Origin of the sequence: Streptomyces sp. L-9-10 (genome assembly GCF_004151105.1) — a bacterium.
In the GTDB taxonomy this organism is placed as follows: domain Bacteria; phylum Actinomycetota; class Actinomycetes; order Streptomycetales; family Streptomycetaceae; genus Streptomyces.
This window is the reverse complement of the sequence record NZ_PHRF01000005.1, coordinates 24,819-36,893: the sequence shown is the minus strand read 5'-3', so window position 1 is coordinate 36,893 and position 12,075 is coordinate 24,819. Positions and strand designations below refer to the sequence as shown.

Genomic DNA, 12,075 nt, shown 5'->3' with positions numbered 1-12,075 from the left:
GGCCTCCTCAGCCCCTGCGCGCGATGGTGACGCGGAAATTGTTGAAGAACTTGTCTTCGAGCGTGTACGCGAAGATGTCGAGGTAGCGCTCGAAGCGGGCCACGACCTCCTCGCCCTCCAGGGCGACGGCCGTCGCACGGTCCGCGGCCAGCCGCTTCAGCCAGGCGCGGCACGCCAGGGCGAAGGACTCCCGCTCGTTGACGATCTCCACGACCTCGAACTGGCCCTCGGCGGCGGCGGCCAGCTCGTGGAGATGCGGAATGTGCATCCCCTCGAACTCGGAGCGCTGGAGGAACTTCAGATCGGCGAGCAGCTCCCGGTTCATGGGCTGCGCCTCGGCCGTCATCGTGTGCAGGACGAACTTCGCGCCCGGGTTCAGCGCCTTGTACACCTGGCTGAAGAAGAAGCGGTAGCGCTTGGTGCGCTCACGCGGCGGCAGGTTGGACGAGACGAAGTGCTCCAGCGCGTTGATGCAGAACGCCGCGTCGTACTTCTCGTCCGTCGCGTGGTCCGCCCAGCTCTCCACCCGCGTGGTGATACGAGGGTTGTCCAGGCCGGCGATGAACGCCTCCTGGGTGCGGCTCAGCGTGAGGCCGACCGCCTCCTCCACCCCGTGCACGGTGGTGAGCCGGTTGAGCATGGTGCCCCAGCCGCAGCCGATGTCCAGCACGCGGCGGGCGCCCTGGGCACCCGCCAGCGCGGCGAACGTGTCGAGCTTGCGCTCCTGGGCCTCGTCCAGTGTCGCGACGAGATCCTCGCCCTGCTCCCAGTAGCCGCCGGAGTACATCATGGTCGGGCCCAGCAGGAGCCGGTAGAAATCGTTGCTGACCTCGTAGTGGTGTCTGACCGCGTCGACCTCGGGGTCCACCGACCTGGGTGCGACCGTTGTCATCCTCGACCTCTTTCCTGATCCTGTCGCTGCGCCGCTCGTACCGACCGTGTGATGCGGTCACGAGATAACCGCGTGGCTCGCAACAGATGTGCAAGACGGCGGTGCGTCAACGGTGTTGCGTCCCGGTTGCGCGCGTCGCGCTTCCATGCCACTCGACACCGGTTGCACCGCGAGAGAGGACCGAAGCTCATGACGCTGCCCACCATCGAAGAACTGGCGAGCCAGCTGGAGGCCGTGTCGGGCGCCGAGGAGGTCGGCCCCGACGCACCGCTCCAGCACATCGCGGACGTCGACTCGCTGGACCTGATGGAGTGGCTGTACGGGTTCCAGAACCAGTACCCGCACATCCCCGCCGACGAGTCGCTGTTCGCGGACCTCGACGACACGACCACGCTGCGGCATGTGTACGAGCGGATCGTCGCGCTCGTCCCGCAGCCGGCGCAGGCGTAGCGAGAGCGCCCATGAACGGCTTCGACATCACCGGGTGGGGCATGGCCGTACCCGAGCGCAAGGTCACCAGCGTGGAGCTCGCGGAGCGGTTCGGTGTCGACGAGAACTGGATCGTCAGCCGCTGCGGCATCCGGGAGCGCCGTGCCGTGGGGCCGGGACAGACGACCGCCTCGCTGGCTGTCGAGGCCGGCCGGCGTGCCCTGGAGAAGGCGGGCCTGACCGGTGGCGACATCGCCCATCTGATCGTCGCCACCGCCACGCCCGAGCAGCCCTCACCGGCCACGTCCGCGTTCGTCCACCACGATCTCGGCATCGCGGGCAGCGCGCACGACGTCAACTCGGAGTGCGCGGGCTTCGTCTACGGTCTGGTGTCGGCGATGGCGCTGATCGCCATCGATCCCCGGCCGATCCTGCTGATCGGCTCCGACACGCACACCCTGACGGCCAACCCCGCCGACCGCGATCTGTCGATCCTCGTCGGCGACGGGGCCGGCGCGGTCGTGCTCCAGCCGGGGCCCGAGAACCGGGTCAAGGCGTGGAACCTCGGCGCGGACGGCTCGTGCACCGGCAGTCTGAAGGTGCTGGCGGGCGGCAGCAGGATGCCGACCACCGAGGAGACGGTCCGCGAGGGGCTGCACTTCGCCAAGATCAACGGCAACGAGATCTATCTCAACGCCGTGCGCTACACGGTCCGTACGGTCCGGGAGACGCTGGAGAGCGCCAAGGTCGACGCGGCCGACATCGACCACGTCATTCCGCACCAGGCCAATATCCGCATCATCAACTCGATCCTCAGCCACACCGGTCTGCGGCCCGAGGCGCTGGTCACCAATCTGGAGCGGTACGGCAACACCGCGTCGGCGTCCATCCCGATCGCCCTCACGGAGGCGCTGGAGGACGGCCGGATCCAGCCGGGCGACCAGGTGCTGCTGGCCGGCTTCGGCGCGGGGATGACCTGGGGATCGATGCTCCTGGAGTGGGGCGGGGAGAGGAAATGAGCCGTAACAGCGAGCCGGGCACCCGTCCCGAGCGGCCGGTCGCCCTGGTCACGGGGGCGTCCGGCGGGCTCGGGCAGGCCCTGGCCCTCGAACTCGACGCGCTCGGCTGCCGGGTCGCCGTCCACTACAACAGCTCGGAGGCGCAGGCCCGCGCCGTCCGGGAGAAGCTGAGCAACGACTCGGTCGTCGTGACCGGCGACGTCGGCTCCTGGGACGCCGTCACCGCGATGTACGCCGAGATCAGTGAACGGCTCGGCCCGGTCGACGTACTCGTCAACAACGGCGCCATCCGCAAGGACGCGCTGATGGCGATGCAGTCGCCGGCGGACTGGCAGCAGGTCATCCAGACCAATCTGATCGGTTCGTTCCACACCGCGCGGGTGTCCGTCCCGTACATGCTCCGGCAGCGGTGGGGCCGGATCATCAATGTGGTGTCGCCCTCCGGACTGATCGCGACGGCGGGTCAGACGGCCTATTCCGCCTCGAAGGCGGGTCTCATCGGCTTCACCCGCACCCTGGCGGCCGAGTGCGGCAGACGCGGTGTGACCGTGAACGCGCTCTCCCCGGGGTTCATGATCACGGGTATGACCGAGAACCTGCCGGGACATGTCATCGAGGGGATGGAGGGCAAGGCCCCCATTCCGCGCTTCGTCACGGTCGAGGAAGTGGCCCGCAGCGCGGCCCTGTTCCTGGACCAGGACTGTATGACGGGCCAGGTCATCAGCATCGACAGCGGTGTCTCCATCACCTGAGACCCGCACGCGCGCACAGAGAGGCGGCCCGGCGTATTCGCCGGGCCGCCCGCGTATGTCCCCCCGCCGAAGCCCCTACGCCACACGCCACTCGGGCGCCGGGGGCGCGGGGTGGGTGAGGCAGCCGTCCGGAGTCAATAAGCAGGGCCGCGGCGGGGCGGGGCGCGGGTAAGGGGCCTCGAACATGCCCATCAGCAGCGGGTCCAGCCGGGGCACGGCGCCGGTGCCGGGCTCCGGTCTTCGACGGGTGTCGGAGCCGCGCAGCAGTTCCAGATAGGCGGCCTGGCTCTCCGGGGCCGGATCGATCCCCAGCTCCTCGGCGAGCACCTCCCTGAGCTGCTGGTACGTGCGCAGCGCCTCGGCACGGTTGCCGGCCGTCCGGTGCGCCGCCATCCGGCACCGGTAGGCGCTCTCCCTGAACGGGGCACGCCGTACCGCCTCCTCGGCGTACCGCAGCGCGTGATGCTCGTCGCCCAGCGCCGCCGAGGCCAGACTCGCCGTCTCCAGCGCGGACAGCCGCAGCTCGTCGAGCCATTCCCGCACGCCGTTGACCCATTCGCCCTCGTGAGCGGGCAGGAATGACCCGCGTAGATTCGACACCGCGGCGGCGGCGAGCTGTTGCGCGACGGCGAACGAGCCGGTGGCGTACGCCTCGGCCGCCTCGGTCGCCGCCGCCTCCGCGCACTCGAGGTCGACGGCCGCGTCGTCCGGCAGCCGCAGCAGATAGCGGCCGCCCTGGGCGACCAGCGGGGTGACCCCGGGCCGCTGCTGGGGGAACGTGACGAACGTACGGACCCGGCTGACAACACTGCGCAGGGCCGAGGCCCAGGTGTCCGGCAGCCCGTCGGGCCAGACGGTGTCGGCCAGTTGATCCCGGCTGGTACCGGCGGACCGTTCGAGGATGAGCCTGGCGAACGCGACTTGAGCCTGAGCGCTGGACAGATGCTGTGGCGGAACCCCTTCGGGTTCGATCGTTACAAGGCCAGCGAGTCTGATGAGCAAGCTGTACTCCCCGGTGCGGTCGGCTCTGGGCCGGTTGCACCGACGGCGGCTGCCGCCGGCGAGGGTGTCGACATCACGCCAGGGGGCCCCGCCACAGTGGTCCTTGTGAAGGAGTTCGGGACACTCTGTGCATGCCCCCTGCACAGAAATTGGACGATATCAATCGGCCATCTCGGTGTGTCAATAGTGGCCGGGGAACATTCCCCTGGATTTCCCTGGAGACCTTCATTCCGCTTGCGGAAAGCTGTCGCTCTGTTCTTGCGTTCCTCTCTTTCCCCACTTCAGAGCCGTGTTGCGCGCGCCTTGCGCGCCTGTCGTTGAATTGCGTCGCAACTCTGAGTCCAGGTTGAGCGGACTCCGGTAATTGTCCGAAACGTGGTGAGGAGATGTACGTGAACACATCCGGGGGCTGGGAACGTCTCGCGCCGAAACTGGCCGCGACACACCGCCGCGTGCGCGCCCTGGAGTGGGAGCCCGCCCGCCGCAACAGCTTCGTGACGTACACGGTCGAGCGCGACTCCGCCTACGCCGACCTCGACGGTGAACGCCTCCTGATGATGTCGGGCTACAGCTATCTGGGCCTGGCGGGCGACGAGCGCGTGGTCGCCGCCGCCAAGGCCGCCGTCGATCTGTACGGCACCGGCAACCACGGAGTGCGGGCGCTGGCGGGTTCGATCCCGCTGCACGAGGAACTGGAGGCGGAGGTCGCCCGGTTCGCCGGCCGCCAGGAGGCGCTGGTGTTCGGCTCCGGGTACGCCGCCAACGTCGGCACGGTCGGCGCGCTGGTCGGCGCAGGGGACACCGTACTGATCGACAAGTACGACCACGCCAGCATCGTGGACGGCTGCCGGCTGAGCGGCGCCACCGTCACCCGCTTCCGGCACAACGACGTCGGCCACCTCGCCCGCAGGCTCGCCGCCGCGAGCCCGGACGGGATCCGGCTCGTCATCGTCGACAGCGTCTACTCCATGGACGGCGACATCGCGCCACTGCCGGAGCTGCGCCGGGTCTGCGACGAGCACAACGCCCTGCTGATGGTGGACGAGGCCCACGCGCTGGGTGTCATCGGTGCCACCGGCAAGGGCATCGAGGAACACTTCGACTACACCGCGAGAGTCGACGTCAAGCTGGGCACGCTCTCGAAGGCCATCCCCTCGATGGGCGGCTGGGTGGCGGGACCGAGCGAGCTGATCGGCCATCTCAAGTACGCGGCACGGCCGTTCCTCTTCTCCGCGGCCCTCGGCCCGGCCCAGTCGGGCGCGGCCCTCGAATCGCTGCGGATCCTGGACCGCGAGCCCGAGCGCGTCAGCCATATCCAGCGGGAGTCCGCGCGCTTCCGGCGGATGCTGAACGACGGCGGGATGCGCACCGGTGACAGCGAGACCGCCGTCGTCCCCGTCATCGCCGGCTCCGACGACGCCGCGTACGACTACGCCACCGCCTGCCGCGCGGCCGGCGTCATCGGACTGCCGGTGGTCACCCCGGCCGTCCCCAACGACCTGGCCAGGCTGCGGATCGCCATCACCGCACGCCACACCAAGAGCGACATCGACTTCGCCGCGGAGGCGTTCCTCAAGGCCGCCCACGTGTGCGGACTGATCAAGGACTGACGGACTGACGGTCAGTCAGCCCGGCGCAACTCACGTCCTAGCCTTCGCCCTTCGCCCTCCGACGTTCGTACGGGATACGGGATCCGAGATGCCAAACTCACCGAGGCACGCACCGTCACACGCGCCCGTCGCGATCACCGGCATGGGCGTCGTCACCCCGGCCGGCTGCACCCCGGACGACCTGTGGGCCGCGCTGCGCGCCGGGAAGTCCACCGCCGCCGCGCTGACCCATCTCGACCTGGAACGCCACCGGGTGCGCATCGGCTGCCGGGTCCGCGGGCTCGACTCCCTCGGCCTCGTGCCCGCCAAGGACGCGCGCCGGATGGACCCGTTCGCGCTGTACGGGACGACCGCCGCCCTCGCCGCCCACCGGGACGCGGGAGCGCCCGCCGCGGACCCCGGCCGTACCGCCATCGTCGTCGGCAACGCCGTCGGCGGCCGGGCGACGAGCGACCTGGAGTCCCGGCACTTCACCGAGTCGGGACCGCACCGGGTCAATCCGCTGATGCCGCTGATGACCATGCCCAACGCGGCGGCGGCCCAGATCTCGATGCGGCTCGGCTGGCAGGGCCCCGCCCTGACCATCGCCACCACCTGCGCCAGCGGCGCCGACGCCATCGGCCACGCGCTGACACTGCTCCAGACCCACCGGGCCGATGTCGTGCTGGCCGGTGGCTGCGAATCGACGCTCACCCCCGTCACCCTCGCGGGGTTCGGCAACCTCAACGCCGTATCGCTGCGCAACGACGACCCGGAGCACGCGTCCAGGCCGTTCGACGCCGACCGCGACGGATTCGTGATGGGGGAGGGCGCCGGGTTCGTCGTCCTGGAACGCCTCGACGACGCGCGGGCGCGCGGCGCCCGTACATACGCCACCGTCGCCGGTTACGCCGCCACCTCCGACGCGTACCACCTGGCCATGCCGCTGCCGGACGGCGGCGCGGCCGTCGGCGCGATGGCGGGAGCCATCGCCGACGCGGGCCTGGCCCCCTCCGACATCGTCCATGTCAACGCGCACGGCACCTCGACCCCGCACAACGACCGGGCCGAAGCGATCGCGCTGGCCAAGGTGTTCGGCACGGACGGGCCGCCGGTCACCGCGAACAAGAGCGTCATCGGCCATCTCATCGGGGCCGCGGGCGCCGTCGAACTGATCGCCACCGTGCAGGCGATGAGCCGGTGCGAGGTCCCTCCCACCGCCAACCACGAACAGCTGGAGCCAGGTATGGAAATCGATGTGGTCCACGGCGCCCCGCGCGCCGTGGCGTCCGGACCTGCCCTCTCCAACTCCTTCGGTTTCGGCGGCCACAACTCCAGCCTGGTGGTGGCCCCGATATGACCACCGCCCCCGCCCCGGCGGTGACGCGAACCGTCACCGCCGAAGAGATCGCCGCCTACCGGGGTGCCGTCCGCGCCGCGCTGCCCGCCGCGCGGGACCAACTCGCCTCGCCCGTACACGCGTTCGTCCTCGCCCATACCGTCGCCGAGCACACCGTGGCGGCCCTGACCGCCGACGAACCCGGCCCCGTGTCCGTCGTCCACCTCGGCCAGGACATCCGCTGCCGGCGGCTCGTACGCGCCGGTGAACAGGTCACCGTACGGCTCGATGTGCTCGGCGCCCGCCGCGAACCGCGCGGGATCCGGGTCGTCCTGCGCTCCCGGCTGACCGGCGACGGCGCGGATTCCACGGGATCCACGGGACTCACGGATTCCACGGAACTCGCCGGATCCACGGACCCGGGAGGCACGGAGCCGTTCGCCGAACTGGTCACCAGCGCCCTGCTCGTGGGCGCGACCGCCCTCGAACCCTTCGGGGAGATCTCCGGCGGCGCCTCCGTTCCCGCGCCCGCCGGAGCCGCCGAACCCGCCACCGTCGTCCACGAACCGACGGTGGAGTGGATCCGCCGCTACGCCCGGGCTTCCGGCGACGAGAACCCGATCCATCTCGACGCCGACGCGGCCCGCGCCGCCGGCTTCGGCTCGGTCATCGCACACGGCATGAGCGTGGTGGCCCTGGCGGTCGAGGAGATCACCGACCGGTACGCGGACGGAGACGCCGGCCGGATACGAGGGATCGGCGGCCGCTTCTCGGCGCCCGTCGCGCCCGGCGAGCCGCTCCGCTTCGACCTCCAGCCGGACGCGGCCCGCCGGGTGGTGCGCTTCGGCTGCCGCACCCCCGCGGGACCCGCCGTCAAGAGCGGCTGGGTCGAACTGGCCGGGCACGCGGCAGGACCGGAGAACGGGAGCCGGCCATGACGACGGACCACCCCGGCACGGACGGCCTCGGCACGGAGCGCCCCGGCACGGACCGCCTCGGTCTCGTGGGCGGCTTCCTCTCCCAGGTCCGTGAACGGCCCGACGCCACCGCCCTGGTGTGGAACGGCGAGGAGACCAGCTACCGCGAGCTGTACGAGCGGGCCGGACGCGAGCGCGACCGGCTGGCCCGGCTCGGGCTCACCCCCGGCGAGCCCGTCGGCATCCTGGCCACCAAATCGCCCGCGGCCGTCGCCCTGGTGCTGGCCTGTCTGCTGGCGCGGCGCCCCTTCCTGCTGCCCTCGCCCGCGCTCGCCGACTCCCTGCTCGCGGATCTCTTCGCCCAGGCGGGCTGCCGACAGGTGATCACCGCCGACGGCACGGACGCCACCGTGACACCGAACCCCGAGGTCGCCGCACAGCCGCTGGCACCCCGCGAGGCCGCCGAGGTGTCGTTCATGCTCACCACCTCCGGCTCCACCAGCCTGCCCAAGATCGTCCCCCTGGGCCGGGACGCGGTGAACCGGTTCGTCGCCTGGGCCGCCCCCGCCTTCTCGATCGGGCCCGGCGTCACCGTTCTCAACTACGCACCTCTCAACTTCGATCTCTGCCTGCTGGACATCTGGACGACCCTCGCCCACGGCGGCCGGGTGATCCTGGTCGACCCGGCGCTGGCCGCCCGGGGCACGCATCTGCTCGACCTCCTCGTCCGCCATGACGTACGAGTGGTCCAGGCGGTGCCGATGTTCTACGGGCTGCTGCTCGACGCGGCCGAGCGGCGCGGAGCGACGCTCCCCGGGGTCGGGCACGTGATGTTCAGCGGCGATGTCATACCCGACCGCACCTTCGCCGCACTGCCCGGACTCTTTCCCGGCGCGCGGATCCACAACATCTACGGCTGCACCGAGACCAACGACAGCTTCGTCCACGAGGTCGACACCGGCGCCACCGAGTTCCCGCCGGTGCCGATCGGCCGCCCGCTGCCGGGAGTCGAGGCCCTGATCCTCACCCCGGAGGGCGCGGCCGTCGAGGGGCCGGGCTCCGGTGAACTGTACGTCTCCACGCCCTTCCAGGCGGCCGGCTACCTCGACCGGACCCGCCACGCGGACAAGTTCACAGGACATCCGCTGGGACTCGACGACCGGCGCTGGTTCCGCACCGGCGATCTGGTGCGGCGCGACGCCGACGGCCGGCTCCATCTCACCGGACGCGCCGACCACCAGGTCAAGGTCCGCGGGGTCGCCGTGAACACCGCGGAGATCGAACGGGTGCTGCTCGACCACCCCGCCGTACGCGAAGCGGGGGTGGCCGCCGTGCCCGACCCGATCGAAGGACGCCGGCTCATCGCGGCCGTACAGACCGAACCGGGCAGCGGGCTCAGCTCCCTGACATTGCGTCAGCACTGTGCGCGTCGTCTGCCCAGGGCGGCCGTACCCGCCAAGCTCCGGATCGTCGACGAGCCGCTGCCCAAGACCGCCACGGGAAAGGTCGACCGCAAGGCGCTCGACCGTCTCGACGAGCTGTCCACCATCTCCACCGTCACGTCAGCCACAACCGCCCAGGGAAGGACGTCATGAGCCACGCCGGCACCATCAAGCAGTTCGTCATCGAGGAGTTCCTGCCGGACATCACCGCCCAGGAGCTGGCGGACGACCACGATCTGCTCTCGGACGGGGTCATCGACAGCCTCGGTGTGCTCAAGCTGATCGCCTGGGTCGAGGACCGCTTCGAGCTGCCGATCGGCGACGCCGACCTGGACCCCGACAACTTCCGCAGTGTGGCGGCCATCGACGCGTTCATCGCCGGTGCGCGCCGTCCCGAGGTGGCGGGCGGCTAGCGGTGCACGACGCACTCACCGGCCTGCTGGAGCGGCGCGCACCGGTCGGCCTCGGAACCTGGCGGTCGTTCTGGGACCAGCTCGGCGACGGCGGCCTCGACAGAGCGCAGTCCCTCGCCCTGCTGGCCTCCCTGGCCACCGCACTGCCCGGCCACGACACACTGCGTCCGCTGCTCGACTCGCTCGCCGAACGGCGGCCCGCGCGGCCCGCGGGCCGCTGGCCCGGCACGGTCAACGTGGTGGGCACCGGAGGCGGACCGAAGACCTTCAACATCTCCACCGCGTCGGCGTTCGTCGCCGCCGCGACCGGGGTGCGGGTCGTCAAGACGGGCTCGCGCGCGTACACCAGCTCGCTCGGCTCCGTCGATCTGCTGGAACGGCTCGGCGTCCGGCCGACCTCCTCCTACGACCAGACCGCCGACACACTGGACCGGTACGGCATCGCCTTCGCCGGACCGTTCGTCTACCCGGCCCAGCTGACCCGGCTGGCCAGGACCATCGCGCCGACGAGCATGAAACCCTTCGGCCGCTTCCTCAACGCCCTCGGGCCGTTCCTCGCGGACCTGCCCGTCACGGCGCAGGTCACCGGGGTCTCGGCGAGCGCGCCCCTGTCCGAACTCCGCTCGCTCGCCAGGACCGAGCCCCGGCCCGGCCGGACGCTGTGGCTGACCGCCAACGACCGCGGCGCCGACGAACTGCTCGGCTTCGCCGACAACACCATCCACACCCACGACGGCCGCGAACTCCACATCCCCGCAGGGAAGCTGGTTCCGTCTGACGGAGGCTTCGACGATCTCGGGCCCGCCCGGGACCCCGCCTCCGCACCCGCCCACTTCCTGTCCGTCCTCGACGGCACCGAGGGGGAGGTGGCCACCCGTACGGTCTGCCTCAACGCGGCGGCGCTGTCCGTGGCGAGCGGTCACACCACCGACTGGACGCGAGCCGTCGCCGCGGCCCTGGAGGCGGTACGGAGCGGAGCCGCCCGCGCGCTCGCCGAGCGCGTACGGGCCGGGACACGGCCGGCGCCCGCCCGGACGAGAGAGGTGTGACCCATGGCTGACTTCTTCTCCCGCACCGGTCCCGGCGAGGGACCGGGCCTGGCCCTCTTCCTCAACGCCGGGGACCCGCCGCTCGATGTCCTCGCCGACCTCGTTCTCATGCTGGACGAGGAGGGCGTCGACTGCCTCGAACTCGCCGTGCCCTTCCCCGACTCGGTCACCGACGGGCCGGTGATCCGCCGCTCCGCCCGCCGCGCCCTCGACCGGGGTGTCGGGCTCGACGAGGTCCTCGCCTTCATCGCCTCCGTACGCCCGCGGCTGCGCCGGCTCCGGATCGCGCTGCTCGCCGACTGGAGCCACTCCCTCAAGCACCGGGACCGCGCGCACGGGGACCCGGCGCACACACTCCGTACCATCGCCGGCTCGGGCGCGGACGGACTGCTCGTCCACGCGCTGCCGCCCCGGCTGCGCGCCGCACACTACGCGGCCGCCCGCGAGGCAGGGCTGCCCGTCGTCACCACCTGCTACCAGCAGAGCCCGCCGCCGACCATGGCGGAGGCGGCGGCCGAGGCCACCGCCTATCTCTATCTCGTCGCCCACTACGGACGCAGCGGCACCGCCCCGGCCACCGGGCACGCCGCGCTGGCGACCACCGTCGCCGCGCTCCGGGCGCACACGGAATCCCCGATCGCCATCGGCTTCGGGGTCAGGACCAGACAGGACGTGGAGACCGTGGGCGGCTGCGGAGCCGATGCCGTCATCATCGGCTCCGCGGGTGTCGCCCGGATCGAGCGGTCGCTCGCTCAGGGGGACGACGTCGTCGACGGGTTCCGCGCCTTCGTCAGGTCCGTATCGCCCAACCGGTCCATCACACCTGAGACAACAGGGAGCTGAACATGTTCGTCCGTGACCTGGAGAGCGTGAAGACGGTCGAGTGGGGCAACGGCCTGAGCCGTCGCTTCATCGTGGCCGCCGACGGCCTCGACTACAGCATCACCGACACTACCGTGCGCGCGGGCACCAAGTCCCGTCTGGAGTACCGCAATCACATCGAATCCTGCTACTGCATCGAGGGTTCGGGCGAAGTGATCGAGCTGGACGGCACCTCGCACCCGATCGTGCCGGGCCGTCTCTACTCGCTCAACGAGCACGACGCCCACTACCTCGTCGCGAGCCCGCACGAGGACCTGCGTCTGGTGTGCGTCTTCTCCCCGGCGCTCCAGGGCGACGAGGTGCACCAGCTCGACGAGCAGGTCTCCTCGGCGTACTGATCCACGCACCGC

Annotated in this window: 13 protein-coding genes; 11 read left to right on the top strand and 2 right to left on the bottom strand. The window is 71.1% G+C overall.

Annotated elements, in window-relative coordinates; genetic code table 11:
• Positions 1-7 precede the first annotated feature (7 nt).
• Positions 8-892, bottom strand: a complete 885-nt coding sequence (locus CU044_RS00230) for a class I SAM-dependent methyltransferase (protein WP_129766294.1) — start codon at positions 890-892, stop codon at positions 8-10.
• 189 nt (positions 893-1,081) lie between these two features.
• On the opposite strand from CU044_RS00230, the gene CU044_RS00225 reads away from it, so the two are divergent.
• The 3 genes from CU044_RS00225 to CU044_RS00215 are packed head-to-tail and all read left to right on the top strand — an operon-like array spanning position 1,082 to position 3,092.
• Positions 1,082-1,342: a hypothetical protein gene (locus tag CU044_RS00225; RefSeq protein WP_129766293.1), complete on the top strand. Its 261-nt coding sequence runs from the start codon at positions 1,082-1,084 to the stop codon at positions 1,340-1,342.
• Between the two features lie 11 nt (positions 1,343-1,353).
• Positions 1,354-2,340, top strand: a complete 987-nt coding sequence (locus CU044_RS00220; protein ID WP_129766292.1) for a ketoacyl-ACP synthase III — start codon at positions 1,354-1,356, stop codon at positions 2,338-2,340.
• Positions 2,337-3,092, top strand: a complete 756-nt coding sequence (locus CU044_RS00215) for a 3-oxoacyl-ACP reductase family protein (RefSeq protein ID WP_129766291.1) — start codon at positions 2,337-2,339, stop codon at positions 3,090-3,092. Before CU044_RS00220 ends, CU044_RS00215 begins: the two co-directional genes overlap by 4 nt.
• 75 nt (positions 3,093-3,167) lie before the next feature.
• On the opposite strand, the gene CU044_RS00210 is transcribed toward CU044_RS00215, so the two are convergent.
• Positions 3,168-4,094, bottom strand: coding sequence for a BTAD domain-containing putative transcriptional regulator (locus CU044_RS00210; protein ID WP_129766290.1), 927 nt, complete (start codon positions 4,092-4,094; stop codon positions 3,168-3,170).
• Positions 4,095-4,486: 392 nt separating this feature from the next.
• Here CU044_RS00210 and CU044_RS00205 point away from each other — a divergent pair, with 392 nt between their 5' ends.
• The 8 genes from CU044_RS00205 (at position 4,487) to CU044_RS00170 (ending at position 12,063) form a co-directional block, all read left to right on the top strand.
• The gene (locus tag CU044_RS00205; RefSeq protein WP_129766289.1) at positions 4,487-5,704 is read left to right on the top strand and encodes an aminotransferase class I/II-fold pyridoxal phosphate-dependent enzyme; all 1,218 of its coding nucleotides are present in this window, start codon (positions 4,487-4,489) and stop codon (positions 5,702-5,704) included.
• Positions 5,705-5,792: 88 nt separating this feature from the next.
• A complete protein-coding gene (locus tag CU044_RS00200) occupies positions 5,793-7,043 on the top strand; it encodes a beta-ketoacyl-[acyl-carrier-protein] synthase family protein (protein ID WP_129766288.1) in 1,251 nt (416 codons plus the stop codon).
• The gene (locus CU044_RS00195; protein ID WP_129766287.1) at positions 7,040-7,960 is read left to right on the top strand and encodes a MaoC/PaaZ C-terminal domain-containing protein; all 921 of its coding nucleotides are present in this window, start codon (positions 7,040-7,042) and stop codon (positions 7,958-7,960) included. Before CU044_RS00200 ends, CU044_RS00195 begins: the two co-directional genes overlap by 4 nt.
• Positions 7,957-9,534 (top strand): AMP-binding protein, encoded by a 1,578-nt coding sequence (locus tag CU044_RS00190; protein WP_129766286.1) that lies wholly within the window; start codon positions 7,957-7,959, stop codon positions 9,532-9,534. The genes CU044_RS00195 and CU044_RS00190 overlap by 4 nt, the downstream gene beginning before the upstream one ends.
• The gene (locus tag CU044_RS00185) at positions 9,531-9,794 is read left to right on the top strand and encodes a phosphopantetheine-binding protein (RefSeq protein ID WP_129766285.1); all 264 of its coding nucleotides are present in this window, start codon (positions 9,531-9,533) and stop codon (positions 9,792-9,794) included. The genes CU044_RS00190 and CU044_RS00185 overlap by 4 nt, the downstream gene beginning before the upstream one ends.
• A gap of 2 nt (positions 9,795-9,796) precedes the next feature.
• Positions 9,797-10,843, top strand: a complete 1,047-nt coding sequence (locus CU044_RS00180; RefSeq protein ID WP_129766284.1) for a hypothetical protein — start codon at positions 9,797-9,799, stop codon at positions 10,841-10,843.
• 3 nt (positions 10,844-10,846) lie between these two features.
• Positions 10,847-11,686, top strand: a complete 840-nt coding sequence (trpA, locus tag CU044_RS00175; RefSeq protein ID WP_129766283.1) for a tryptophan synthase subunit alpha — start codon at positions 10,847-10,849, stop codon at positions 11,684-11,686.
• A 2-nt stretch (positions 11,687-11,688) separates the two neighbouring features.
• The gene (locus CU044_RS00170; RefSeq protein WP_129766282.1) at positions 11,689-12,063 is read left to right on the top strand and encodes an ectoine synthase; all 375 of its coding nucleotides are present in this window, start codon (positions 11,689-11,691) and stop codon (positions 12,061-12,063) included.
• The last annotated feature ends 12 nt before the right edge of the window (positions 12,064-12,075 follow it).

Coding starts and splice junctions, on each gene's coding strand:
- CU044_RS00230 (WP_129766294.1), bottom strand. CDS start 892: ATGACAACGGTCGCACCCAGGTCGGTGGACCCCGAGGTCGACGCGGTC.
- CU044_RS00225 (WP_129766293.1), top strand. CDS start 1,082: ATGACGCTGCCCACCATCGAAGAACTGGCGAGCCAGCTGGAGGCCGTG.
- CU044_RS00220 (WP_129766292.1), top strand. CDS start 1,354: ATGAACGGCTTCGACATCACCGGGTGGGGCATGGCCGTACCCGAGCGC.
- CU044_RS00215 (WP_129766291.1), top strand. CDS start 2,337: ATGAGCCGTAACAGCGAGCCGGGCACCCGTCCCGAGCGGCCGGTCGCC.
- CU044_RS00200 (WP_129766288.1), top strand. CDS start 5,793: ATGCCAAACTCACCGAGGCACGCACCGTCACACGCGCCCGTCGCGATC.
- CU044_RS00195 (WP_129766287.1), top strand. CDS start 7,040: ATGACCACCGCCCCCGCCCCGGCGGTGACGCGAACCGTCACCGCCGAA.
- CU044_RS00190 (WP_129766286.1), top strand. CDS start 7,957: ATGACGACGGACCACCCCGGCACGGACGGCCTCGGCACGGAGCGCCCC.
- CU044_RS00185 (WP_129766285.1), top strand. CDS start 9,531: ATGAGCCACGCCGGCACCATCAAGCAGTTCGTCATCGAGGAGTTCCTG.
- trpA (WP_129766283.1), top strand. CDS start 10,847: ATGGCTGACTTCTTCTCCCGCACCGGTCCCGGCGAGGGACCGGGCCTG.
- CU044_RS00170 (WP_129766282.1), top strand. CDS start 11,689: ATGTTCGTCCGTGACCTGGAGAGCGTGAAGACGGTCGAGTGGGGCAAC.